The organism is Streptomyces sp. NPDC006487 (assembly GCF_042870555.1).
Classification (GTDB): domain Bacteria; phylum Actinomycetota; class Actinomycetes; order Streptomycetales; family Streptomycetaceae; genus Streptomyces.
On the sequence record NZ_JBIAHN010000001.1, the window covers coordinates 253,021 to 275,940 of the forward strand.

Genomic DNA, 22,920 nt, shown 5'->3' on the forward strand with positions numbered 1-22,920 from the left:
CGGGCCGGCCGCTCCTCGACGGGGGTCACGGGCCCCCGGGTGCGGGAACCTCAGGCGTCGCTTCCGACGCCGCGACCGGGGGCGCTCATGTCGCCCGTCGCGGGAGTGCCGTCCGTGAGCCCGTAGCGCAGGAGCACGGTCCCCTTGGTGCCGGTGGCCGGAGGCGCGAGGAGCTCGAGGTTGGTGGGCACGGCGCCGTCGTCGAACACCTTCTTCCCGACGCCGAGCACGATCGGGTGCACCCAGAGGTCGAGGCGGTCGAAGAGCTTCTCGCGCAGGAGCGTCTGGACCAGGTTCAGGCTCCCGACGACCTTCACGTGCTCGTGCCGGTCACGGATCTCGCGCACCGCGCCGGCGAGGTCCGGGCCCAGCCTGGTGGAGCCGGCCCACGACAGGTCGGGCCTGCCACGCGAGGCCACGTACTTCGGGACGCGGTTGAAGAGGGTGGCGATCTCGCCGTCCTCGCCGCCCTTCTGGTGGGGCCAGTAGGCGGCGAAGATGTCGTACGTCCGCCGTCCGAGCAGCAGGGCGTCCGTGCCCTCGTACGCGGCTGCGACCTGCGCCCCGGTGACCTCGTCCAGCAGGGGCGCCTGCCAGCCGCCGAACGGGAACCCCGCCGGGTCCTCGTCGGGGCCGCCGGGCGCCTGCCCGACGAGGTCGAGGGTCGCGAACATTTCGATGTGGATGAGGCCCATGGCGTGCTCCCGGTGATTCGGACGTCTTCGTCAAGGGATAGACCGTCCGGCACCCGAAAACTCATCGCCACGACGGATCGCTCCTGCTGCCGGGCGGTCGGGGCACGGGGACGGGCGGCCGGGAACCCGGGCCCCGTTGTCGCTTCGATACCTGTTCGCAACAGGTTCGATTGCTCCAACTCTCCACCCCGGGCGTCCCATTCAACACCGATGACGTTCGAGGGAGACCGCATGGAGCCCCACGAGGACCGCACGCCCGGCACACTTCGCGCGCCCGGCGCGCCCCGCACGCCCAGCACCCCCGGCACGTCCCGCAGGGGCCGTCCGACCCGGCGGAGAACCCAGGGCAGACTGACCGCCGCGCTCCTCGCCGGCGGCCTCCTGCTGGCCGGCTGCGGAAGCGGCGGCTCGAACCGCAGCGCCGACGGGGAGTGGAAGGGCGGCGACTCCGGGCCGCGGCCGTCCGCCAGCCGCCCCGGCGGAGAAAGCACGGAAGGGGAGAGCGACGGGCGGCGCCCCACCGGACCGCCCGCCGACTACCTCTCCACCTTCGCGCTCGACGTGGACACCGCCAGCTACGGGTACGCCCGCCGCACCCTCGCGGACGGCAAGCTCCCCGACCCCGCCACCGTGCGCCCCGAGGAGTTCGTCAACAGCTTCCGGCAGGACTACCAGGAGCCCGACGGCGACGGCTTCTCCGTCACCGTGGACGGGGCCCGCACCACCGAGCCGAACTGGTCCCTGGTCCGGGTGGGCCTCGCCACCCGCGTCGGGAACGGCGGGGCGGACGGCGCCGAGGCCCGGCCGCCCGCGGCGCTCACCTTCGTCGTGGACGTCTCCGGTTCCATGGCCGAGCCCGGCCGCCTCGACCTCGTCCGCAGCTCCATGAAACTGATGACCGACCAACTCCGCGAAGACGACTCGGTCGCCGTCGTCACCTTCAGCGGGGAGGCCCGGACCCGGCTGCCGATGACCCGCGTCGAGGGCCACCGCGAGCGGATCCAGGAGGTCGTCGCCGCGCTGCGCACCGCCGACTCGACCAACGTGGAGGCCGGGGTCGTCCGCGGGTACGAGGTCGCGGTCGAGTCGCTGCGGCCCGGCGCCACCAACAGGGTCGTCCTGCTCTCCGACGCCCTGGCCAACAACGGCGCCACTTCCGCCGACACCATCCTGAACCGGATCGGCGAAGCCCGGACCAAGCACGGCATCACCCTGTTCGGCGTGGGCGTGGGCAGCGAGTTCAACGACGCCTTCATGGAACAGCTCGCCGACCGGGGCGACGGACACACCACCTACGTCTCCGACGCCGAGGGCGCCCGCAAGGTGTTCTGCGAGGACCTCCCGGCGCAGGTGCAGCTGCGGGCCCGCGACGCCAAGGCGCAGGTCGCCTTCGACCCGCAGACCGTCGAACGGTTCCGGCTGATCGGATACGACGACCGCCGCGTCGCCGACGGCGACTTCAGGAACGACACCGTGGACGGGGGAGAGGTCGGCTCCGGCCACACCGTGACCGCCCTGTACGCGGTACGGCTGCGCCCCGGCGCCACCGGACACCTGGCGACGGCGACGGTGCGCTGGCTGGACCCGCGCACCCGGGCGCCGCACGAGGAGTCCGGCAAGATCGAGGCGGCGGCCCTGTCCGGCGACGTGTGGACCGCGGCGTCCACGCGCTTCCAGGTCACCGCGGTGGCCGCCTACTTCGCCTCCGCCCTGCGCGAGCGCGACGGCGGCTGGGAGCGGGTGCCGGGCGCCGCCCCGCTGGAGAGCCTGGCCGGGCACGCGGACCGGCTGGCCGGGAGCACCGAGGATCCTGCCGTACGCCAGCTGGCGCAGGCCGTGCACCAGGCCCGCTCGCTCACGGGCTGAGGCCCGGACGAGGGTGCCGCGGGGTACGGGTCGCGGCGGCTAGTGGTTCAGCACGGCGGCCCGTACGCACAGGACGTCGGGGAGGTGCTCGGCCAGCAACTGCCAGCTGTCCCCGTCGTCCTGGCTGGCGTACAGCTCGCCGTTGCGGTTTCCGAAGTAGATCCCGGCCGGGTCCGCGTCGTCCGTGCAGAGCGCGTCCCGCAGCACCGTGCCGTAGTGGTCCCCGGCCGGGAGGCCCTTCGTCAGGGGCTCCCAGGTCGTCCCCGCGTCCCTGGTGCGGAAGACCCGGCAGCGGTGTTCCGCGGGGACGCGGTCGCTGTCGGCGTTGAGCGGGAAGACGTAGGCGGTACCCGGCCGGTGCGGGTGCGCGGCCACGGCGAAGCCGAAGTCGGAGGGCAGGCCGTCGCCGATGTCCGTCCAGCGGGTCCCGGCGTCGTCGCTGCGGTAGACGCCCCAGTGGTTCTGTAGGTACAGCCGGCCGGTGTCCCCGGCGTCCTGGGCGATCTTGTGCACGCACTGGCCGAACTCGGGGTCCGGGTCGGGCAGGAACACCGCCGAGACCCCGTGGTTCGACGGGGTCCAGCTCGCCCCGCCGTCCGTGGTCCGGAACACCCCGGCCGTGGAGACCGCCACCGTGACCAGGTCGGGGTCGCCCGGGTCGGTGATCACCGTGTGCAGGCCCTCGCCACCGCCGCCCGGGACCCACTTGTCCCGGGTCGGGTGCTCCCACAGGGGGCGGACCAGCTCGAAGGACTCGCCGTGATCGGCCGAGCGGAACAGGGCGGCCGGTTCGGTGCCCGCGTAGACCACGCCGGGGGCCTCGGGGCCGGCCGGATGGAGCTGCCAGACCCGCTCCAGGGAGGCTCCGGTGTCCTCGGGGAACTTCACGGCGGCCGCGGCGGGCTCCCGCCAGGTCGCTCCCAGGTCGTCGGAGCTGAACACGGACGGCCCCCAGTGGGTGCTGTCGCCGGCGACCAGGAGCCGGGGCGCGCCGCGGCGCCGGTCGATGGCGACGGCCGAGACCGCCTGGGCGTTGAAGTGCGGCTCGTCGAACTCCCAGGTGCCGCCGGAGTCCCGGCGGCCGATGAACAGTCCCTTGCGGGTTCCCGCGAGCAATACCACGTCGGTCATGGCCGACACCTCCGGACGTCTTTGTCCTGCACGGCAGCTTTCCGCCAGTCTGCACCCGGCCACTGACAGGGGCAGGTCGCGGCGCGCGCCTCCGGTCGTACGAAGGGTCTCGTAGTACGAGGAAATTCGTAGTACGGTGACTCTCGTACTTAGCGGCCGGTTCCCCGGCGCGCTTCCGGTCGCCCCTGGAGACCCCTCATGAGTGCTGCTCCCGTTTCCTTCGCCGCCCTGTTCCAGCCGTGGACCATCCGCTCGGTCACCGTCCCGAACCGGGTGTGGATGGCCGCGATGTGCCAGTACAGCGCCGAGCCCTCCGGTCCGGACGCCGGGGTCGCCCACGACTGGCACTTCGCGCACTACGCGGCCCGCGCCACCGGCGGAACGGGCTTGATCATCCAGGAGGCCACGGCCGTCGCCCCCGAGGGGCGGATCTCGCCGTACGACCTCGGGATCTGGAACGACACGCAGGTCGAGGCGCTGCGCCGGATCACCTCCTTCGTGAAGGGCCGGGGCGCGGTCTCCGGCATCCAGCTCGCCCATGCCGGCCGCAAGGCTTCCACCGACCGCACCTGGAAGGGCGGTGGGCCGCTCGGCCCCGAGGCGCACGGCTGGCGGCCCAGCGCCCCGAGCGCCGTGCCGTTCTCCGCGGACCACCAGGTCCCGCACGAGCTGACGGTCCGGGAGATCCGGGACGTCGTGGAGCAGTTCGCGGCGGCCGCCCGGCGTTCGCTCGCCGCCGGCTACCAGGTCGTCGAGATCCACGGCGCCCACGGCTACCTGATCGGCGAGTTCCTCTCCCCGCACAGCAACAAGCGCACCGACGAGTACGGCGGATCCTTCGAGAACCGCACCCGCCTCGCCCTCGAAGTCGTCGACGCCGTACGGGCGGTGTGGCCCGAGGACCTGCCGCTGTTCTTCCGGATCTCCGCCACCGACTGGCTGGAGGAGGACGGCTGGACCGCGGACGAGACGGTCCGGCTGGCCGGCCTGCTCGAGGAGCACGGCGTGGACCTGCTCGACGTCTCCACCGGTGGCCTCGCCCCCGACGTGACGATCCCGGTCGGCCCCGGCTATCAGGTGCCCTTCGCGGCCCGGGTCAAGGCCGAGACCACCCTCCCGGTCGCCGCCGTCGGCCTGATCACCGAACCGGAGCAGGCCGAGAAGATCCTGGCCAACGCGGAGGCCGACGCCGTCCTGCTGGGCCGCGAACTGCTGCGCGACCCGTTCTGGGCCCGCCGCGCGGCCGCCGCGCTCGGCGCGCAGGTCCGTACGCCCGAGCAGTACCACCGTTCCTGGTGAACCGGTGCGGTGCGGGGGCCGGGCTCCCGCGCCGCACCCGGCCGTTCGGCTCCGTTCCTACGATGGTTCTCGTACGATGGAGGAATGCCCGGCATCGCGGCATCACCCAGCGAGTGGAGTACGGACATGACGGAACGTGACGCGGCCCGTGTCCTCGCCCACCCCGAGGCCGCCGAGATCCGGCTCGAAGGCGTCCTGCACGCCCTCTCCGACCCGGTCCGGCTGTCCATCGTCCGCGACCTCGCGGCCACGGACGCCGAGCTGGTCTGCTCGCACTTCCGGCTCCCGGTCACCAAGTCCACGACCACGCACCACTTCCGGGTCCTGCGCGAGAGCGGTGTCGTGCGCCAGTCCTACCGGGGCACGGCCAAGTTGAACGGGCTGCGCCGCGCCGAGCTGGCGGAGCTGTTCCCCGGGCTGCTCGACGGCGTCCTCGCGGCGGCCGCAGCCGAGGAGGCGCGCGACCGGGGCTGAGGCGCACCCGGGACCGAACGCGGCGGGAAGAACCGCGGAGATGGAGCCGGTGCCCGGGGCCGGGACCGCGGGTCAGTCCGTGCCGCCGGCCGCGGCCAGCAGGCCCGCCCAGTCCGGGATCTTGACGGAGCGCCGGCCCAGGGACCGCCCGAGTTCCGCCTCGGCCGTCTCGATGGCCAGCCACCCCGGCCACCGGACCGGGTGCAGCCCGGCCCGGAGCATCGCCTCCAGCGGGTCCCGCTCCCGTTCGCGCCGGGCCAGCGCCCCCGCGTCCTGGAGCAGGGAGGAGGCCGTCTCCTTCGCGCAGGGCCTGTTGGTGCCGATGACCCCGGTCGGGCCGCGCTTGATCCAGCCCGCCACGTACTCGCCCACGGAGGCGCGGCCCTCCCGGAGCACCCGGCCCGCCGCGTGCGGGACCGTACCGCGCCGCTCGTCGAAGGGCAGCCCGCCCAGCGGGACGCCCTGGTACCCCACCGAGCGCAGGACCAACTGCGCCGGGACGTCCTCGTGGACACCCGTGCCGGTGACCCCGCCCCGGCCGTCGGGAGCCGTCCGCTCGAACCGCATCCCGGTGACCCGGCCGTCCGGGCCGCCGAGCACCTCCACCGGGCGCAGGAAGAACCGCAGCGCGATCCGCCGGTCCCCGCCGCTCGCCGGATCCGCCGCCCAGCCGCGCAGCACCTCCACGTTGCGCCGGTTCACCGCGGGCAGGGCCGCGCCAGGGTCCGCGTACGCCGGGTCGAGGGCCAGCTCCTCCTCGTCGGCATGTACGTCCACGCCGGGCAGCGTGCCCAGTTCGCGCAGCTCCTTGGTGGTGAACTTGCCCTGCGAGGGACCGCGCCGGGCCACCATGTGCACCGCGCGCACCCCGCTGGCGCCGAGCGCGCCCAGGGCCGGCTGCGGCATGTCGGTCGGGGCCAGCTCCGGCACGCCCCGGGCCAGGATCCGCGTCACGTCGACCGCCACGTTCCCGGCGCCGACCACGATCGCCGACTCCACCCCGGGCAGCCCGAAGGCCTCGGCCGCGGCGTCCGGATGGCCGCTGTACCAGGCCACGAAGGCCGTGGCGGAGTGCACTCCGACGAGCTCCTCGCCGGGGATGCCGAGCATCCGGTCCCGGGCCGCGCCGACGCAGTACACCACCGCGTGGTACAGCTCCAGGAGCCGGGCGGTGGGCAGGGCGTCCCCGCCCACCTCGACGTTGCCGAGGAAGCGGATCCGCTCGTCCTCCAGCACGGTGCGCAGGCTGCCCTGCAGGGACTTGATCTTCTCGTGGTCGGGGGCCACCCCGTAGCGCACGAGCCCGTACGGAGCCGGCAGCCGGTCGAGCACGTCGACCCGGATCCCCGGCACCTCGCGCTGCTGTACGAGTGTCTGTGCGGCGTAGACCCCGCTGGGGCCCGATCCGACGACGGCGATACGAAGCACGGCGGAGCTCCTCCCGCAGGTGTTCCCAGCATGACACCGGGTGCCCGGGCCGTCAGCCCATCGCGCGCATCCGGTGGACCTCGGCGCTCTGGGTGGCCGCCACCTCGTTGGCCATCTCCTCCACGGCGGCATTGTTGCCCGAGGCCAGGACCTCGCCCGCCATCTTCAGGGCGCCCTCGTGGTGGGCGGTCATCAGGGCGAGGAAGAGCCGGTCGAAGTCCGCACCCCGGGCCGAGGTGAGCTCCTCGAGCTGCTGAGCGGTGGCCATGCCGGGCATCGCCGCGTGGTCGTGGCCTCCCGGGGCGGCGGTGGGCGCCGGGTTGCGGGCCGCCCATCCCTCCATCGCGCCGATCTCGGGCTTCTGCGCGGCCGCGATCCGCTCGGCGAGCCGCTTGACCCCGTCGGCCGCGGCCCGGTCCGGAGCGAGCGCGCTCATGGTCAGTGCCTGACCGTGGTGTTCGATCATGTTCCGCACGTACGCTCGGTCCGCCGCGTTGGGGGTGTCGTCGGGCAGTTCCTTCGCGGCCTGTTCGGGGGAGATGGTGCGCGCCTTCTCGCCGGGTTTGCCGGGGGCGATGACCATCGGCTTGCCGTCCGCCGCGCCGTCCGTCCCGCCGCCGTCCCGGCAGCCGGTGAGGGGGAGCAGGAGCCCAACGGCCAGGGCCGCTCCGACGATTCGCCCGAGTGAGACTTTCGCCATGTCCATGCTAAGGACCATACTGCCGGGGTCCGCGTTCCGTTCCCACGACGGGCGGAATCGACCGGACCCATGGGAGGGCACAGTGACCTCGATGCACAGCAGCAGACGGCGCGGATCCCTGGGAGTGGCCGCAGCCGCGGCCGGACTCCTCACCACGTTACTGGCGGCCGGACCCGCGGCCGCCACCCCCGACCCGGGAGACCTGCTCCCGGGCGGGGGTGCGTCGCAGAGCGCCGCCACCGCGGCCGGCGCGGGCCGCGAGTCGGCGCCCGGCGAGATACCGGGCCAGGACGAGATCGTCCACAGCAGGAACATCAAACCCCTGGCCAACATCCCCAGTTCCGACCCGACCGGAATCAACTCCGACATGGCGTTCCAGGGCAAGTACGCCTACGCGGGCAGCTACAACGGCTTCACGATCTACGACATCGGCAACCCCAAGGCGCCGAAGAAGGTCACCGAAGTGCTGTGCCCCGGCGGGCAGAACGACATCTCCGTCGACGGGGACCTGCTCTTCCTGTCCACCGACTCCTCGCGCAGCGACGACTCCTGCAACAGCGTCTCGCAGCCCGCCACGGAGAAGTCCTCGTGGGAGGGCATCAAGATCTTCGACATCAAGGACAAGAAGAACCCCAAGTACATCAAGTCCGTCGAGACCCCGTGCGGCTCCCACACCCACACGCTGGTGCCGGGCGGCCGGGACGCTTACCTCTACGTCTCCTCGTACAACCCGAGCGACGCGTTCCCCGACTGCAAGCCGCCGCACGACGGCATCTCGGTCGTGAAGGTTCCGAAGAAGAGCCCGACGCAGGCCGCGGTCGTGGCCTTCCCGATCCTCTTCCCGGACGGCGGCAACCCGGGCGCGCCCACCAACCCGGGCGTCTCCAAGACCACGGGCTGCCACGACATCACCGTGCTGCCCTCCAAGGACCTCGCCGCGGGCGCCTGCATGGGCGACGGCATCCTCTTCGACATCAGCAAGCCCGAGGAACCGCGCGTCATCGACCGGGTGCAGGACAACGTGAACTTCGCGTTCTGGCACTCGGCCACCTTCAACGAGCGGGCGAACAAGGTGGTGTTCACCGACGAGCTGGGCGGCGGTGGCGGCGCCACCTGCAACGAGGCCACCGGCCCCACCCGGGGAGCCGACGGCATCTACGAGATCACCGGCCGCGGTGACCAGCGCAAGCTCGTCTTCAAGAGCTACTTCAAGATCCCGCGCATGCAGGCCGACACCGAGAACTGCGTGGCCCACAACGGCTCGCTGGTCCCGGTCGGCGGCGGCCGCGACATCATGGTCCAGGCCTGGTACCAAGGCGGCATATCCGTCTGGGAGTTCACCGATTCCACCAGCCCGAAGGAGATCGCCTACTTCGAGCGGGGCCCGCTGACCACCGACAAGCTGGGCCTCGGCGGCTCCTGGTCCGCCTACTACTACAACGGGCACATCTACTCGAACGACATCGTCAAGGGCCTCGACGTCCTGCGGCTCGACGACTGGCGCACCGACAGCGCCAAGTGGGTGTGGCTGGGCCGGCTCAACGTGCAGACCCAGCCCGAATACCACTAACGGGGCGAGGGAAACGTCCCGCCGGGCGGTCCTCCGTCCGGCGGGACACCCGACTCCCAGTCCAGCCCGTACCGCTGGAACAGCTCGGCCCGCAGCCGGGACGCCGGCATCGGCGCGCCCGGCAGCAGCACCGCCACCACCGCACCCATCAACAGCGCCCGCAGCAACGGGTAGTCGGTGTCCACCTCCACCGATCCGTACCGTACGACGGTGTCCCGCAGCAGCTCCGCGAGCCGCTGCTGCTCGACGCACTGCACGAACCCCTCCGCCTGCAGGATCCCCGCCATGTGGGTCCGCATCAGCCGGGGATGGTCCCGGGCCAGCCCGAGGACCGCGTCGATGGCCCGGGCCAGTCGCTCCCGGCCGTCCTGTGGACGGGGCTCCCGCTCCAGCGCCGCTTCCAGGGTCAGGTGCATCAGCCGGTGCACGGCGGACTGCAGGAGCTGGCGCTTGCCCGGGAAGTAGTAGGACACCAGGCCACGGGCGGCTCCGGCCCGGTCGGCGATGTCGCCGAGGGTGGTGGCCTCGTAGCCGCGCTCCGCGACCAGCTCGACCGTGGCCTGCAGCAGCCGCTCCCGGGAACGCCTGCGCAATTCTTCATTGACCGATGCGCTGCGCGGGGACATGCTTGCTCCTGCGTTGACTGGTTCGGAGCCAGTATACTCAGCGTGCCGGACCGCCTGCTCTGGGCGACACGGGGGATCGCCCAGAGCAGGCACCGTCCGAGACCGAGACCGCCACTGTGAGCGCCACGAGCACCGCGCCCAGCAGCCAGCCCGCCAGGACGTCCGAGAACCAGTGGACGCCGAGGTAGATCCGGGTGAAGCCGACCCCGAGGACCGAGACCGCTGCCAGGAGCAGCGCAAGGGCCGGGACGGACCGGGTGAGCGGGCGTGCGTACGGACGCGCGCGCGGCCCCGCTGACCGGTGTGCGACCAGCCACACCAGCAGACCGCAGACCACCGTCGCCGTCAGGGCGTGTCCCGACGGATAGGCGGCGTAGTCCGCCGAGGCAACCGGATCCGGCCATGCCGGCCGCTCCCGCCCCACCCAGACCTTCAGTCCCTGACTCACCGCCGAGGCCGCGAGGGTGGCCAGCGCGATCCGCAGCGCGCACCGGCCGCTGCCCCGCCACCACAGCCACAGGCAGGCCGCACCCGCCAGGGCCCGCATGGTCCACGGATCCCAGACCCAGTCGCTGAACACCCGCACCAGCCGCGTGACCCCGGAGTGGGAGACGGCGTAGGAGTGCAGGGCCCGCGCGATCCGGCCGTCGAAGGACAGCAGCGGAGCCCAGCCGGTGGCCACCAGGACCGTCAGAACGGTCGACGCGACCGCCACGACCGCCAAGGCGAACAGCGCGCACGCCAGTGGGGTCGGCAACCGTACGTGGGCGTTCCGCATCCCCCGATCCTCGCATCCGGCGGCGTCGACGCCCCGCAAGGGCGGCTGCCCCGCGATCCCCGGCGCTCGGCCCTCAGGCGAGCGCGCCCAGCCCCGGTCCGAAGGCCACCAGCAGCGGAACCGCCGGAGCCAGCGTCGCCAGGGCCGTCAGCCGCATCCGGCGCACCGCCGACAGCCGGGGCGCGGCCGCGAGCAGCCGCCGCACCCGCTCCGGGACGTGCGCGTCCTGCGCGGGGGACGGGCCGAAGACTCCGCGGTCCTCGTTCAGGCCGATCAGGGCCAGGGCCGTGGTCAGGCGCCCGTACCGCCGCGAGGCCACGTCGTCGGCCGCCAGCTCCACCAGCCGGTGCATCTGCGCCTCGAACGCGGCGAAGACGGGGACCTGCGGGAACCCCCCGGACAATGCCCGCGAGCAGTGCAGCAGCCAGTCGTGCCGGGCCGCCGCGTGCCCCTGCTCGTGGGCCAGCACGGCGTCCAGCTGGCTCCCCTTGAGCCGGCCCAGTGCCGCCGTCGTGACCACCAGCCGCGGAGCCGGACCGGGCAGCCACCAGCTGTCCGGCCGCTGCCCCTCCAGGACCACGAGCCGCGCCCCGGAGGCCTGCTCCCCGGGTAGCAGCGGCGCCCGCAGCCTCAGTTCGGCGCCCTGCGCACGGCGTCGGGTGCGGGCCCGCAGGATTTCCCGCGCCAGCATCGCGCCGGTCCACAGCCCGCAGCCGGCCAGTACGACGGCGGTGCCCGCGGCCCAGAGCCCGCCCGAGGCGTCCAGCGCGTAGGCGTCCACCACGCCGTGCGGAGCCGGGGCGAACAGCCCGCCCCGTACGGCCTGCCAGGCGGCGGCCGCGCTCAGCAGCATCGACAGCGCGAGGCACAGGAGTACGGCGCCCACCACGCACTGCCAGGTCCACAGGGCCACGACGGGTTCACGCTCGGGCCATCGGGCCCGGGCCAGCAGGCGGGGCGCGAGCACCGCGGTCAGGGCGCCGAGCAGCAGGAGAACGGCGGGGACCATCATGGGCCCCAGCCTAGGAGGGTGCGGCTACCTGCGGGTATGGTCCGGGCCAAGGGTGATGCAGGACACGTTTGCCGGGCTCGCCCGTGGCCTCACATCGTGAGCAGCATCGCGAACATCCCCATTCCCATGGCCAGTCGGCAGGCGCGGATCACCTCCGCCGGTCCGGCGGGTGCTCCGGGGCCGCCTGCGCCGGGCCCGCCGTCCGCGCCCGGCCCGCCGTCCGTGCTCCGCGGACCGCCGACCGTGACCAGCCGGGAGCCGCCCAGCACCACGTACCCGGCGTAATAGACGAGCAGCAGGCCGGTGAGCAGCGGCAGTCCGGAGCCCTGTCCGTGGGCGTGGCCTGAGGATCCCGTCCCTGTGCCGGTACCCGCGGCCAGCGCCATGTAGACCATGGTCAGCGAGCCCACCAGGTGGTGCGCGTGGTGTGGTCCGCCGCGCAGCAGCCACAGCGCGTGCAGCGCCGCGCCGCAGAAGACCGCGCCCAGCACGGGCGCCTGCCAGCCGCCGCCCAGCCGGAGCGGCACCGCCATCAGGGCCATGCCGAACCCCATCGCCGCCTCCCCGGCCGCCGGTCCGCCGCCGGCTCTGCCCGCGCGCCGCAGACAGTACGCACCGCTCACCGCGCAGAGCAGGACGAGGAGCCAGGCGGAGACGGAGGCGGAGAGGGACGTGGCGGGACCGTGCACGGCGGAACCTCCCGGTTCGTCGGCTTCACCGGAAGAGATGCCCCCTTCACAGGGCCATCACGCCGGGCGAGGTTAGGCTCTGTGCGACCACCGAAGAAGCACGTCGCAGACCTCGCGCAGAACGGAGCCCTCGATGCCGAGCGCCGCCCCCCGGGACTTGACCTACCGCAGTGCTGTGGAGGCGGACATCCCGGAGCTCGTGGAGCTCGTGGAGTCGGCGTACCGGGGAGACGCGAGCCGTGGAGGCTGGACCACCGAGGCGGACTTCCTGGACGGGCAGCGGACCGACGCCGAGGACGTGGCCCGGATCGTCGGGCACCCCGAGGGCATGCTCCTCGTCGTGGAGCGCGCCGGCGAGATCGTCTCCTGCTGCCACCTGGAACACCGTGGTGACCACGTGTACTTCGGCATGTTCGCGGTTCGCCCCGGGCAGCAGGGCGGCGGGCTGGGCAAGGCGGTCATGGCGGAGGCCGAGCGCCGCGCCCGCGAGCAGTGGGCGGCCAAGGAGATGCGGATGACCGTGATCAACGTACGGGAGGAGCTCATCGCCTTCTACGTGCGCCGTGGTTACGAGCGCACCGGCGAGTTGAGCCCCTTCCCCTACGGGGACGAGCGCTTCGGCGTCCCGCTCCGCGACGACCTGGCCTTCGAGCTGCTGGTCAAGCCGCTGTAGTCGCGGGGGCGGGGCCCGAGGGTCCTCCGTGAGCCCTCCGCGGTCCGTCCGCGGTCCGTCCGCCGCCTGCGGAACGCCTTGCGCGGTCCTCAGGCGGTGAAGCGGCCCGTGGAGCGGATCTCCGGGAAATCGGTGAGCACGCCGTCGAGTTCGAGGGCCCGCGCCAGCCTCAGCCGCTCCAGCGTGTTGACCGTCCACCCCGTCACGCGCAGTCCTGCCTCGTGCGCCGACTCCACGGTGTGCAGGGTGAGGTGGCCGATGTTCAGGGCCACCGTCTCCGCGCCCGCCAGGGCGGCCCGGGCGACGACCTCCCCGGCGTCGGCCGGGGTCTGGTTCGCGTAGAGCACGGTCCGCACGCCCGGCACCAGGCGGGCAGCCTCCAGGAGCACCTCGTCGTGGAACGAGGCCACTTCCACCCGGCCGGTCAGATCGCGGCGCAGCAGCAGCTCCGCGAAGGTTCCGACGGCGGCGAGGTCGTGGACCTGGATCCGCAGCGGTGCGCGGACCGCGTCGACGACCTCGTCCAGGACCGGCACGTGCTCGCCGTCTCCGGCGTCCAGCCCGCGCAGTTCGGCGAGCGTCAGATCGGCCACGGCCCCCGAACCGTCGGTGGTCCGGTCCACCTCGGCGTCGTGCAGGACGACGAGGGCACCGTCCTTGCTGAGGCGCACGTCCAGCGCGACCACGTCCATGCCGGACCGTTCCGCGCGGACGAACGACCGCAGGGTGTTCTCCGGTTCGACACCCATGACCCCGCGGTGCCCGATGGTGAGGAAAGTCAAGGTTCTCTCGCTTCCGTCGACGGCGGCCCCGCGCGGTCGCGGTGTCCCGACCGGCCGCGCGCGATATGAGGACGCATGCTAGTGCGCCTCCCGTGCGATGAAACCGCCTTTGCGGGGCCTCCGCAACGGCGTCCGGCCGCCTCCCGACGGGCTCGCCGGGGGCCGGGGAGCCCCCCGAGCGGCCCGCGTGGTCACCCGGGGGTGGGCGCGTCCCCGCCGGCTTGACGTTCCTGCGCGCCGAGGCCCTCCAGGTCCGCCAGCAGCGCCCGCGTCAGCTCCAGTTCGGCCAGGTGCTGGCGCTCGCTCCAGCGCAGGGCGAGCACCGGGAAGGCCCAGTCCGGCTCGGTCGCCGCGTGCGCCATGGCCTCCCGTACGGCGGCCAACTCCTCGGTGGTGCGCTCCAGATGCTCCGTCACCATGCCGCGCAGCCGCTCCGGCTCGGCCAGGTGTCCCAGCCAGACCCGCAGCAACAGCCCGTGCTTGAGCACCGGGGGGCCCGCCTCGGCGACGTCGGAGGCCCAGCCGGCCAGCGCCTCGCGCCCCGCGGGGGTGATGCCGTAGCGGCGCTTGGCCCGCACCTCTTCGGGCCCCGAGCGCACGGAGGCCGCGTAACCCAGTTCCTCCAGACGGCGCAGTTCGGCGTAGATCTGGCTGATGGCCGGGGACCAGTAGAAGAAGCGCAGCGAGGAGTCCGCCCACTTCTTCAGCTCGTAGCCGGTCCGCTCCCCGGGGAAGGAGAGCAGGCCGAGAACCGCCCACGCGGTCGGTGGAAGCTCTTGCTTCTTCGACGTCTGACTACTAGTCATATTTCGAATAGAAGTGAGACCGGGTACGGGACGCAACCCTGGAGGCACCGTGAAATTCTCCGTGATCTTCGAAGCTCAGCTCGCCGACCCGACCGTGGAACGGGAGCACCAGGTCATCCGGGACTGCGTCGAGCAGGCCGTGCTCGCCGAGCAGATGGGGTTCGACCGGATCTGGGCCGTGGAGCACCACTCCTTGAAGTGGTACGCGCACATGAGTGCTCCCGAGATCTTCCTGACCTGGGTGGCGGCCCGGACCAACACCATACGCATCGGGCACGGAGTCGTGTGCATGCCCTTCGCCTTCAATCACCCCGTCCGCGTCGCCGAGCGGGCCGCGATGCTCGACCTGCTGTCCGGCGGGCGGGTCGACCTCGGGGCCGGGCGGGGCGGGACCGTGCAGGAGACCTCGCTGTGCGGGGTGGACAAGGACCGCACCACGGCGGAGGTGGAGGAGGCGCTGCGGATCATCGGGAAGGCCTGGCAGGAGGACGAGCTGGAGTACCACGGGGAGCTCATCGACATCGATCCGCACCCGATCCTGCCGCGGCCGAGCCAGCGGCCCCATCCGCCGCTGTTCCTCGCGTGCAGCCGGGCCGAGACCCTGGTGCGGGCCGCGGAGCTGGGCGTCGGGGCGCTGGTGATGGGATTCGCCGGGCCGGAGTCCATCGCGGGGATGCGTTCCGTCTACGACGCCGCGATCGCCGGCCGGGACGGCCGCCGATTCGTCTCGACGGCGGTCAACGACCACTTCTCGGTGCTCTGCCCGACGATCGTGCTCGACGACCCGGAGGAGGCGCGCCGGATCGGAATCCGGGGACAGCGGTTCTTCGCGCAGTCCATCGGCCACTGGTACGGCGGGGCGGGGGTGCCGGACGAGGCGGTGGCCGAGGGCGCTGACGAGGGGGCGGAGATGCGCAGGGCGGCCGAGCAGGTGGTCGCCCGTCTGCACGAGCAGGACATCCCGGTACGGCCCACCGCCACGGCCACCTTCAACGCGGACCACGCCTACGGGAGCGCGGACGAGGCGATCGCGTACGTGGAGCGGCTGCGGGAGGCGGGGGCCGACGAGATCATGTGCCTGATCCAGATGGGGACCGTGCCGCAGGAGGCCTGCCTGGAGACCCTGCGGCAGTGGGGCGAGAAGGTCATCCCCCACTTCGCGCCCCAGCGGGCGTAGGGGCTCGCGGCTGTGACGGGGGTGACTGCTGGGGCCGCCGGGGTCACTCGGGCGATTCGGGCCGACGGGGTGGTGGACATGGCCGACGGGGTGGATCGGGCCCGCAGGGCTGACGGGGCGGACGGGGCGGACCGGGCTCACGGGGCGGACGGGGCTTCGGGGTCCCGGCCGACCGTGGTGTTCCGGCACGGCGGCGGCTGGGTCCTGGGCGACCTCGGCGCCACCGCTCGGGCGCTCTGCCGCGCCTCCGGCTCCTTCCTGGGGAGGCGTACCGCCACCGGCCGCTCGGCGCCGGGGCCGTTCGGCCCTGGATTCCCGCCCCGGAATGTTCCACGGGTTCCCCGCCCCGGCCGTAGTGCTCCCCGAGGCCCGTCAGGCCTTGGTGCGTCTGGGCGAAGTCACCGACTCCACGCACAAGAACGGGAAGACTTCCCGTGAAACCGGGGGTGACGCAGGATAATTTCCCGGATCTCCTCTTGAGTAAGAGAGCCTCACATGCCTACCCTGTCGCGACGTGAGGTTCTCCTGTGGAGGAAGTGACATGACGGAAACTCTTGTGCCGGGTACCGGCGGTGCCGTGATAACCGCTGGTGTACGGGTGGTCGACCACCCGGCGTGGCCCGAGCTCAAGGCCGCCGTGGAGGAGATCCGGCCCTGGCAGTCGGCCGACGGCTCCATCGACTTCGAGCGCGAGGGGCACCACGCCCGCATCGCGGCTCCGGCCGCGGTCGAGCGCGTGATCGAGGGCATCGAGACCCTGTCTCCGCTGCTGCCGCACGGTGAGGCGTACCACCGTGCCCTCGTCGGCGACCTGCGCAAGTGGTCCGACGGCGGCTTCGGCGTGCCCGACTTCCTCGACTCCCTGCTGGCCTTCGCCCCGGCAGCCGAGCGCGCCGACGGGCTCCAGCACCTCGTGGTCTTCCCCATGTACACGCAGAACGGCAACCCGGACCGCAACCTCGAAGCCGTCGTGCTGAAGATGGTGTGGCCCGAGTGGCTCTCCGAGCTGGAGCGCACCCGGTACGACAACCCGCTCTTCCTCGGCATCACCTTCGAGGACTTCACCCCGGGCTACGACACGCACTCCGCCGTGCTCTTCCCGGAGACCATCGCGGTCCGCGAGGCCCCCGAGCGCTTCACCTGGGGCGGCATCTTCTGCGACCGCGAGGCCGCCCGCTACCGCAAGGTCACCGAGGCCGCCGTGGACATCCTGGGCATCGAGCTGCCCGAGGACATCGCCCGCATGGTCGAGGACCAGGAGCGCTGCGAGAAGGCCTTCGTCCTGTGGGACATGGTTCACGACCGCACCCACAGCCACGGCGACCTGCCGTTCGACCCATTCATGATCAAGCAGCGCCAGCCGTTCTGGATGTACGGCCTCGAAGAGCTGCGCTGCGACCTCACCGCCTTCAAGGAGGCCGTGAAGCTGGAGTCCGAGGGCAACGAGCACGGCCGCGACGTGCAGTACGCCGTTCTCTTCGACCGGATGTTCCGCTTCCCGGTGTCCGGCGACCGCACCCGGAACTACGACGGCCTCGGCGGCCAGCTCCTCTTCGCTTACCTCCACAAGCACGACGTAGTGCGCTGGACGGACAACAAGCTGAAGATCGACTGGATGCGTGCCCCGCAGGTCACCAACCAGCTGTGCGCCGAGATCGAGGACCTCTACCGGGCCGGCATCGACCGCCCGAAGCTGGTCCACTGGTTCAAGGCGTACGACCTGGTCGCCGAGTACCTCGCCCCCCACCCGGGATCCAAGTGGGCCAAGGGCCCCGACGCCCTGGACCTGACGCAGCCGCCGCGCAAGCTCGTGGACGACGTGCTTCCGGACGAGTTTCCGCTGAGCATGTTCTATGAGGCCCTGGCCAAGAAGCTCAAGGGCGTGATCGCCTCGACCAAGGGCATCACGGCAGGGAACGCCGCGGACCGCGAGACCGCCGCGCGGGTCGCCGCGTGAGCGCTCGCCCACAGGAGGCTGCACAGATGAACGGCTCCGGTAACGGGAACGGGAAGCTCCACGGGGCGGTAGTGGCGGTGGCGGGGGCCGGCGGGCCCGCCGGCCGCGCCACCCTGCTCCGCCTCGCCGAGGCGGGAGCCGTGGTCGTCGCCGCCGACGCCGACGCGGCCCGGCTCGCCGAATCGGTGGACGCCGCGCGCTACGCCCACGGCGGCGCCACCATCACGGGTGACACCGTCGACCTGCTCGACCTGGACGCCAGCAAGGCCTGGGCCGAGCAGACCGAGAAGGAGTTCGGCCGCATCGACGGCCTGGTCCACCTCGTCGGCGGCTGGCGCGGCAGCACCACCTTCACGGACACCGACCTCGCGGACTGGGCCTTCCTGGAGAAGCTCCTCATCCGCACGGTCCAGCACACCTCGCTCGCCTTCCACGACGGGCTGCTGCGCAGCGACCGCGGACGCTACGTCCTGGTCAGCCAGTCCGGTGCGCACAAGCCGGTCGCCAACAACGCCGCGTACAACGCGGGCAAGGCGGCGGCCGAGGCCTGGACGCTCGCGATGGCGGATTCCTTCCGCAAGGCGGGTGGCGATGACGGTCCGGGCGCCGCGGCTGCGATCCTGGTGATCAAGGCATTGGTGCACGACGCGATGCGCGCCGAGCGTCCCACTGCGAAGTTCGCGGGCTTCACCGACGTCAAGGAGCTGGCCGAGGCCATCGCCGGCGTCTGGGAGCGGCCCGCCACCGATGTGAATGGACAGCGTCTGTGGCTCACCCCCCAACCGTGAAGACCGGTGCCGTGAAGACCGCGATACGGAAGTCCGCGGCGAAGACCGATGCCCGCCGGCACCACGACCCGGCGGTGCGCGGTTTCGCGAGCGACAACTACGCCGGGATCCACCCGGAGATCCTCGCGGCCATCGCCCTCGCCAACGGCGGCCACCAGGTCTCGTACGGCGACGACGAGTACACCGAGAACCTGCAGCAGGTCTTCCGCGCTCACTTCGGCCCGCACGCCGAGGCCTACCCGGTCTTCAACGGCACCGGCGCCAACGTGACCGCCCTGCAGGCGCTCACCGACCGCTGGGGCGCCGTGATCTGCGCCGAGTCGGCGCACATCAACGTCGACGAGGGCGGTGCGCCCGAGCGGATGGCGGGCCTCAAGCTGCTCACCGTCCCCACGCCGGACGGCAAGCTCACCCCCGAGCTCATCGACCGGCAGGCCTGGGGCTGGGAGGACGAGCACCGGGCGATGCCGCAGGTCGTCTCGATCACCCAGAACACCGAGCTCGGCACGGTGTACACCGTGGACGAGATCCGTGCCATCTGCGAGCACGCGCACGCCAAGGGCATGAAGGTCCACCTCGACGGCGCCCGGATAGCCAACGCCGCGGCCTCGCTCGACGTGCCGATGCGCAGCTTCACGAACGCGGTCGGCGTGGACGTGCTCTCCTACGGCGGTACCAAGAACGGAATGATGGCCGGCGAGGCCGTCGTCGTGCTGAACCCGGACTCCGTCCGGCAGATGAAGCACATCCGCAAGATGTCGATGCAGCTCGCCTCCAAGATGCGCTTCGTGTCGGTGCAGCTCGAGGCGCTCCTCGCGAAGGACCTGTGGCTGCGCAACGCCCGCCACGCCAACTCGATGGCGCAGCGGCTGGCGGCCGGGGTGCGCGAGACCGACGGGGTGGAGATCCTCTACCCGGTGCAGGCGAACGCGGTGTTCGCGCGGCTCCCGCACGAGGTGTCGCGGCGGCTTCAGGAGCGCTACCGCTTCTACTTCTGGGACGAGATCGCGGGCGACGTCCGGTGGATGTGCAGCTACGACACCCAGGAGGAGGACGTGGACGGCTTCCTCCAGGCCCTCAAGGAAGAGCTGGCCCGCTAGCTCGTCCTCGCATCTCACGGCATAAATCTATAGGCATGCGGAACTCTGCATGAGTATGCTCCTGGATCATGGAATTGATCCAGGAGCATACTGGCCTTGCCGCCTATCTGGCCGCTGATGACGTGATAGATCACGGCCATCCGCTGGTCCAGGAGACCGCCGACGCCCTGTGGACCGCCACGGGCGATGCATATTCATACGCCAAAGCGGCCTTCGAGTTCGTCCGCGATACCGTCCCGCACTCCGCCGACTCCGGCGACGACCGCGTCTCGTGGCGCGCCTCCGACGTCCTGGAGACGCGCAACGGGATCTGCTACGCCAAAGCCCACGCACTGACCGCGCTGCTGCGCGCCCGGGGCATCCCGGCCGGCCTCTGCTACCAGCTCCTGGGTGACGACGACGGATCGAACCTCGCCCTCCACGGCCTCGTCGCGCTGCGCCTGCCCGGCGGCGAGGGCTGGTCCCGGGTCGACCCCCGGGGCAACAAGCCCGGTGTGGACGCCCAGTTCACCCTGGACCGAGAACAACTCGCCTTCCCCGTCCGCACGGAGCTCGGCGAGATCGACTACCCCGCGCTGTACGCGGCCGCGCATCCGGGCACGCTCAAGGCGCTCCAGGAGTCCGCGGACCGGCCGCAGTTGTGGCGGAACCTGCCGACGGGCCTGTAGCCGAGGGGCCGGCGTCCGAGGCCGGGGCCGCGTCCCGAGCGGGGCCGCGCGCCGCCACCACGGTGTGCAGCAGAGCCGCGGCCAGCTGCAGGGCGGCGATCGCGAGCACCAGGATCCAGGGCGGCACGTCGGCCGCGAGCCCCACCAGCGCGGCGCCCGTCGACGCGGCCGTCACCTTCAGCCCGGCGCCGAGGGTGAACACCTGGGTCCGCGCCTGCGCGGGCGCGAACTCCGAGCGGATGCGCAAGGTGGCCGTCAGCAGCGGGCCGTCGCACACCCCGGCCGCGGCGAACGCCACCGCCGTGAGGGGTACGGAGGGGGTGAACGCCGCCGCCGTCAGCGCCACCCCGGTCGCCGCCATGGCCCAGCGGGCCAGCCGGCCCGGCGGCACGGACGTGATCCGGCCCAGCGTCAGGGCGCCGGTCAGGGCGCCCAGGGCGAAGGCGGTCATGAGTACCCCGCCGCCGCCGGGGCTGCCCAGCGTGGTGGCCAGCAGCACCGCTGTGGTGGTGAGCGCCCCGATGCCCACGAAGGCCAGGGTCGTGGCCGAGGTGACGGCCCGCAGCTCCCGGACCCGCCACAGGGCGGCCAGTCCGGCCCCCAGGCCGGCCCGGGGTGCGCCTTGGGCCGGTCCCGGGTCCGCATAGGGAAGGGTCGCCGCCAGAGCCGCCGCCACTGCGCCGGACGCCGCGAGGAGGGCCATCGCCGGCCCGGCCGAGCCGAAGGCCGCGACCAGGCTGACGGCCGCCGGAGCGGTGACGGCGGCGCCGTTGTACGTCGACGCGTCCCAGCCGTACGCCCGGTCGCGCGCGGGACCGGCCGGAACCAGCCCCGCCACCAGGCTCGACAGCCCGCCCGTCACCATCGGCCCGCAGGAGCCGCCGAGTACGGCCACCGCGAGCACCACCGGCGTCGGAGCCCGCCCGAGCAGCAACGCCAGTGCCGCCACGGCCGTGGTGAATCCCGCCAGGGCCCCCACCTGGAAGAGGCGCGGCCGGCGCGACCTGGCCGCGGCGGCGCCCGCCAGCGGGGCCGCGAGCACGTGCGGGGCCAGCCAGGCGGTCAGTACGAACGCGCCGTGGGCGGCGCTCCCGGTGCGCTGGAGGGCGAGCAGCACGACGGCCATGCTCATGCCCTCGGAGGCGAAGCGCGCCGCCAGCGCGGCGGCCAAGTACCGTCCGAGCCCCGGCATCCCGGCCCCTTTCGCCCGGTGACGTGGCAGAGGGGTGCGAGGTTACGCCATACGGGTGTAGGGCGAAAGGATCGCTGTTTTCGGTCAATAGGAAACTTTCCTGTCTGACATCGTTGTCAGTCCGGCAGGTGCATGAGTATCTTCGGCCGCAGGAATCCCCCCACGGACCCTGAAGTACCCCTGAAGTACCCCCGAACGCCCCCTCGAAGGACCCTCGAAGGACCCCCCACCTGCGATCTCCGACCTCCGACCGGAAGGCGCTTCATGCGTTACGGAGTCCCCGCCGGGCTGCTCGCCGCGGCCCTCGGCCTGGTCGCGGCGCTCACCCTCGCCCCCACCTCCGCCGCCGTCACCCCCCACACCCCCGTCACCCCCGCGGTGCCCGCCGCGGCCCCCGCGGCCTTCGCCCATCCCGGAGTCCTGAACAGCCGCGCCCAGCTGGACTTCGTACGCACCAAGGTGCAGGCCGGACAGCAGCCGTGGAAGGCGGCCTTCGACGCGATGCTCGCGAGCCGGTACGGCTCGCTGTCGCGGACGCCCAAGCCGCGCGAGATCGTCGAATGCGGCTCCTTCTCCAACCCCGACATCGGCTGCACCGACGAGCGGGAGGACGCCATAGCCGCGTACACCGACGCGCTCGCCTGGTACATCACCGGCGACGTCCGGTACGCCAGGAAGTCGATCGAGCTGATGGACGCGTGGTCCGCCCGGATCAAGGACCACACCAACAGCAACGCCCCCCTGCAGAGCGGCTGGGCCGGTTCCACCTGGCCGCGCGCCGCCGAGATCGTCAAGCACACCTACACCGGCGGCTGGCCGAACCAGGGGCGCTTCGCCACGATGCTGCGCCAGGTCTACCTGCCCGAGGTGATCGGCGGGAAGCCGAACAGCAACGGCAACTGGGAACTGATCATGATGGACGCCGCCGTCGGCATCTCCGTCCACCTCGACGACCGCGCGAGCTACGACAAGGCGATGGCGATCTACCTCGGCCGGGTGCCCGCCTACTTCTACCTGGCCTCCGACGGGCCGCAGCCCGCGTACCCGCCGCGCTCCACCATCGACACCAGGAGCGAACTGATCGGCTACTGGCACGATCAGGGCACCTTCGTGGACGGTCTGGCGCAGGAGACCTGCCGGGACTTCGGCCACACCGGCATGGGCATCGCGGCGACCATGCACGTGGCCGAGACCTCGCGCATCCAAGGGCGCGACCTGTACCCCGAGTTCAAGGACCGGTTCCGCCACGCGCTGGGCTTCCACGCCAAGTACGAACTCGGTGAGGCCGTGCCCTCGTGGTTGTGCGGCGGGAGCCTGGCCAAGGGCCTGGGCCCGGCGACCGAGGTCGGCTACAACGCGCTGCACACCCGGCTCGGCGTCACGATGGAGAACACCCGCCGGCTCACCGAGGGCCGCCGTCCGGCGGGAACCGAGAACCACTTCGAGGCGTGGGAGACGCTGACCCACGCCGAGAACCCGAGCTGACGCACCCCCGACGGCAGACCGCGG

Annotated in this window: 22 protein-coding genes; 11 read left to right on the plus strand and 11 right to left on the minus strand. The window is 72.4% G+C overall.

Features of this window, described 5'->3' with window-relative positions:
• Positions 1–50: 50 nt before the first annotated feature.
• The gene (locus ACFYM0_RS01145; RefSeq protein ID WP_388495355.1) at positions 51–695 is read right to left on the minus strand and encodes a dihydrofolate reductase family protein; all 645 of its coding nucleotides are present in this window, start codon (positions 693–695) and stop codon (positions 51–53) included.
• Positions 696–926: 231 nt separating this feature from the next.
• Between ACFYM0_RS01145 and ACFYM0_RS01150 the strand changes: the two genes are divergently transcribed.
• A complete protein-coding gene (locus ACFYM0_RS01150; RefSeq protein WP_388495356.1) occupies positions 927–2,561 on the plus strand; it encodes a von Willebrand factor type A domain-containing protein in 1,635 nt (544 codons plus the stop codon).
• A gap of 39 nt (positions 2,562–2,600) precedes the next feature.
• On the opposite strand, the gene ACFYM0_RS01155 is transcribed toward ACFYM0_RS01150, so the two are convergent.
• Complete coding sequence (locus tag ACFYM0_RS01155; protein ID WP_388495358.1) at positions 2,601–3,692, minus strand: WD40/YVTN/BNR-like repeat-containing protein; 1,092 nt, start codon at positions 3,690–3,692, stop codon at positions 2,601–2,603.
• 198 nt (positions 3,693–3,890) lie between these two features.
• Between ACFYM0_RS01155 and ACFYM0_RS01160 the strand changes: the two genes are divergently transcribed.
• Entirely contained in the window at positions 3,891–4,991 is a 1,101-nt protein-coding gene (locus tag ACFYM0_RS01160; RefSeq protein ID WP_388495360.1) for an NADH:flavin oxidoreductase/NADH oxidase, read from the plus strand.
• Positions 4,992–5,117: 126 nt separating this feature from the next.
• The gene (locus ACFYM0_RS01165; protein WP_388495361.1) at positions 5,118–5,465 is read left to right on the plus strand and encodes an ArsR/SmtB family transcription factor; all 348 of its coding nucleotides are present in this window, start codon (positions 5,118–5,120) and stop codon (positions 5,463–5,465) included.
• A 72-nt stretch (positions 5,466–5,537) separates the two neighbouring features.
• Here the strand turns inward: ACFYM0_RS01165 and ACFYM0_RS01170 are convergent, their stop codons facing one another.
• Complete coding sequence (locus ACFYM0_RS01170) at positions 5,538–6,893, minus strand: FAD-dependent oxidoreductase (RefSeq protein WP_388495362.1); 1,356 nt, start codon at positions 6,891–6,893, stop codon at positions 5,538–5,540.
• A gap of 52 nt (positions 6,894–6,945) precedes the next feature.
• Positions 6,946–7,599 (minus strand): DUF305 domain-containing protein, encoded by a 654-nt coding sequence (locus ACFYM0_RS01175; RefSeq protein WP_388495364.1) that lies wholly within the window; start codon positions 7,597–7,599, stop codon positions 6,946–6,948.
• Positions 7,600–7,684: 85 nt separating this feature from the next.
• Here ACFYM0_RS01175 and ACFYM0_RS01180 point away from each other — a divergent pair, with 85 nt between their 5' ends.
• Positions 7,685–9,163 (plus strand): LVIVD repeat-containing protein, encoded by a 1,479-nt coding sequence (locus ACFYM0_RS01180; RefSeq protein ID WP_388495365.1) that lies wholly within the window; start codon positions 7,685–7,687, stop codon positions 9,161–9,163.
• Here ACFYM0_RS01180 and ACFYM0_RS01185 read toward each other — a convergent pair.
• The 4 genes from ACFYM0_RS01185 to ACFYM0_RS01200 all read right to left on the minus strand — a co-directional run bounded on the left by ACFYM0_RS01185 (position 9,160) and on the right by ACFYM0_RS01200 (position 12,268).
• Positions 9,160–9,789, minus strand: coding sequence for a TetR/AcrR family transcriptional regulator (locus tag ACFYM0_RS01185; RefSeq protein WP_388495366.1), 630 nt, complete (start codon positions 9,787–9,789; stop codon positions 9,160–9,162). The two genes, ACFYM0_RS01180 and ACFYM0_RS01185, sit on opposite strands and share 4 nt — an antisense overlap.
• 37 nt (positions 9,790–9,826) lie before the next feature.
• Entirely contained in the window at positions 9,827–10,567 is a 741-nt protein-coding gene (locus tag ACFYM0_RS01190) for a phosphatase PAP2 family protein (protein ID WP_388495368.1), read from the minus strand.
• A 73-nt stretch (positions 10,568–10,640) separates the two neighbouring features.
• Positions 10,641–11,579 carry a M56 family metallopeptidase gene (locus ACFYM0_RS01195; protein ID WP_388495369.1) on the minus strand — a complete coding sequence of 313 codons (939 nt, stop codon included), beginning with the start codon at positions 11,577–11,579 and terminating at the stop codon, positions 10,641–10,643.
• An 89-nt stretch (positions 11,580–11,668) separates the two neighbouring features.
• The gene (locus tag ACFYM0_RS01200; RefSeq protein ID WP_388495371.1) at positions 11,669–12,268 is read right to left on the minus strand and encodes a DUF5134 domain-containing protein; all 600 of its coding nucleotides are present in this window, start codon (positions 12,266–12,268) and stop codon (positions 11,669–11,671) included.
• A 133-nt stretch (positions 12,269–12,401) separates the two neighbouring features.
• Between ACFYM0_RS01200 and ACFYM0_RS01205 the strand changes: the two genes are divergently transcribed.
• Positions 12,402–12,941, plus strand: a complete 540-nt coding sequence (locus tag ACFYM0_RS01205; protein WP_388495373.1) for a GNAT family N-acetyltransferase — start codon at positions 12,402–12,404, stop codon at positions 12,939–12,941.
• 89 nt (positions 12,942–13,030) lie between these two features.
• On the opposite strand, the gene ACFYM0_RS01210 is transcribed toward ACFYM0_RS01205, so the two are convergent.
• Together ACFYM0_RS01210 and ACFYM0_RS01215 are read right to left on the minus strand one after the other, a co-directional pair.
• The gene (locus tag ACFYM0_RS01210; RefSeq protein ID WP_388495375.1) at positions 13,031–13,723 is read right to left on the minus strand and encodes a glycerophosphodiester phosphodiesterase; all 693 of its coding nucleotides are present in this window, start codon (positions 13,721–13,723) and stop codon (positions 13,031–13,033) included.
• Between the two features lie 191 nt (positions 13,724–13,914).
• Positions 13,915–14,529 (minus strand): PadR family transcriptional regulator, encoded by a 615-nt coding sequence (locus ACFYM0_RS01215; protein ID WP_388495377.1) that lies wholly within the window; start codon positions 14,527–14,529, stop codon positions 13,915–13,917.
• 49 nt (positions 14,530–14,578) lie between these two features.
• Here ACFYM0_RS01215 and ACFYM0_RS01220 point away from each other — a divergent pair, with 49 nt between their 5' ends.
• The 5 genes from ACFYM0_RS01220 (at position 14,579) to ACFYM0_RS01240 (ending at position 20,219) form a co-directional block, all read left to right on the plus strand.
• Positions 14,579–15,706, plus strand: coding sequence for an LLM class flavin-dependent oxidoreductase (locus ACFYM0_RS01220; RefSeq protein ID WP_388495379.1), 1,128 nt, complete (start codon positions 14,579–14,581; stop codon positions 15,704–15,706).
• A gap of 541 nt (positions 15,707–16,247) precedes the next feature.
• Positions 16,248–17,663, plus strand: coding sequence for a DUF6421 family protein (locus ACFYM0_RS01225; RefSeq protein ID WP_388495380.1), 1,416 nt, complete (start codon positions 16,248–16,250; stop codon positions 17,661–17,663).
• Positions 17,664–17,689: 26 nt separating this feature from the next.
• Complete coding sequence (locus ACFYM0_RS01230; protein ID WP_388495381.1) at positions 17,690–18,451, plus strand: SDR family NAD(P)-dependent oxidoreductase; 762 nt, start codon at positions 17,690–17,692, stop codon at positions 18,449–18,451.
• Positions 18,448–19,551: a threonine aldolase family protein gene (locus ACFYM0_RS01235; RefSeq protein WP_388495382.1), complete on the plus strand. Its 1,104-nt coding sequence runs from the start codon at positions 18,448–18,450 to the stop codon at positions 19,549–19,551. Before ACFYM0_RS01230 ends, ACFYM0_RS01235 begins: the two co-directional genes overlap by 4 nt.
• A gap of 68 nt (positions 19,552–19,619) precedes the next feature.
• On the plus strand, positions 19,620–20,219 hold the full coding sequence (locus ACFYM0_RS01240) for a transglutaminase family protein (RefSeq protein ID WP_388495384.1): 600 nt from the start codon (positions 19,620–19,622) through the stop codon (positions 20,217–20,219).
• Here ACFYM0_RS01240 and ACFYM0_RS01245 read toward each other — a convergent pair.
• Complete coding sequence (locus ACFYM0_RS01245) at positions 20,155–21,411, minus strand: MFS transporter (RefSeq protein WP_388495386.1); 1,257 nt, start codon at positions 21,409–21,411, stop codon at positions 20,155–20,157. The two genes, ACFYM0_RS01240 and ACFYM0_RS01245, sit on opposite strands and share 65 nt — an antisense overlap.
• A gap of 264 nt (positions 21,412–21,675) precedes the next feature.
• Between ACFYM0_RS01245 and ACFYM0_RS01250 the strand changes: the two genes are divergently transcribed.
• A complete protein-coding gene (locus ACFYM0_RS01250) occupies positions 21,676–22,896 on the plus strand; it encodes an alginate lyase family protein (RefSeq protein WP_388495387.1) in 1,221 nt (406 codons plus the stop codon).
• Positions 22,897–22,920: the final 24 nt, after the last annotated feature.

What these genes read in the sequence shown, in the direction of transcription:
- ACFYM0_RS01180 (WP_388495365.1), top strand. Translation starts at nt 7,685, where the DNA reads ATGCACAGCAGCAGACGGCGCGGATCCCTGGGAGTGGCCGCAGCCGCG.
- ACFYM0_RS01215 (WP_388495377.1), bottom strand. Translation starts at nt 14,529, where the DNA reads ATGACTAGTAGTCAGACGTCGAAGAAGCAAGAGCTTCCACCGACCGCG.
- ACFYM0_RS01250 (WP_388495387.1), top strand. Translation starts at nt 21,676, where the DNA reads ATGCGTTACGGAGTCCCCGCCGGGCTGCTCGCCGCGGCCCTCGGCCTG.
- ACFYM0_RS01230 (WP_388495381.1), top strand. Translation starts at nt 17,690, where the DNA reads ATGAACGGCTCCGGTAACGGGAACGGGAAGCTCCACGGGGCGGTAGTG.
- ACFYM0_RS01175 (WP_388495364.1), bottom strand. Translation starts at nt 7,599, where the DNA reads ATGGACATGGCGAAAGTCTCACTCGGGCGAATCGTCGGAGCGGCCCTG.
- ACFYM0_RS01190 (WP_388495368.1), bottom strand. Translation starts at nt 10,567, where the DNA reads ATGCGGAACGCCCACGTACGGTTGCCGACCCCACTGGCGTGCGCGCTG.
- ACFYM0_RS01165 (WP_388495361.1), top strand. Translation starts at nt 5,118, where the DNA reads ATGACGGAACGTGACGCGGCCCGTGTCCTCGCCCACCCCGAGGCCGCC.
- ACFYM0_RS01185 (WP_388495366.1), bottom strand. Translation starts at nt 9,789, where the DNA reads ATGTCCCCGCGCAGCGCATCGGTCAATGAAGAATTGCGCAGGCGTTCC.
- ACFYM0_RS01150 (WP_388495356.1), top strand. Translation starts at nt 927, where the DNA reads ATGGAGCCCCACGAGGACCGCACGCCCGGCACACTTCGCGCGCCCGGC.
- ACFYM0_RS01245 (WP_388495386.1), bottom strand. Translation starts at nt 21,411, where the DNA reads ATGCCGGGGCTCGGACGGTACTTGGCCGCCGCGCTGGCGGCGCGCTTC.
- ACFYM0_RS01155 (WP_388495358.1), bottom strand. Translation starts at nt 3,692, where the DNA reads ATGACCGACGTGGTATTGCTCGCGGGAACCCGCAAGGGACTGTTCATC.
- ACFYM0_RS01160 (WP_388495360.1), top strand. Translation starts at nt 3,891, where the DNA reads ATGAGTGCTGCTCCCGTTTCCTTCGCCGCCCTGTTCCAGCCGTGGACC.
- ACFYM0_RS01205 (WP_388495373.1), top strand. Translation starts at nt 12,402, where the DNA reads ATGCCGAGCGCCGCCCCCCGGGACTTGACCTACCGCAGTGCTGTGGAG.
- ACFYM0_RS01145 (WP_388495355.1), bottom strand. Translation starts at nt 695, where the DNA reads ATGGGCCTCATCCACATCGAAATGTTCGCGACCCTCGACCTCGTCGGG.
- ACFYM0_RS01195 (WP_388495369.1), bottom strand. Translation starts at nt 11,579, where the DNA reads ATGATGGTCCCCGCCGTTCTCCTGCTGCTCGGCGCCCTGACCGCGGTG.
- ACFYM0_RS01240 (WP_388495384.1), top strand. Translation starts at nt 19,620, where the DNA reads ATGGAATTGATCCAGGAGCATACTGGCCTTGCCGCCTATCTGGCCGCT.
- ACFYM0_RS01225 (WP_388495380.1), top strand. Translation starts at nt 16,248, where the DNA reads ATGACGGAAACTCTTGTGCCGGGTACCGGCGGTGCCGTGATAACCGCT.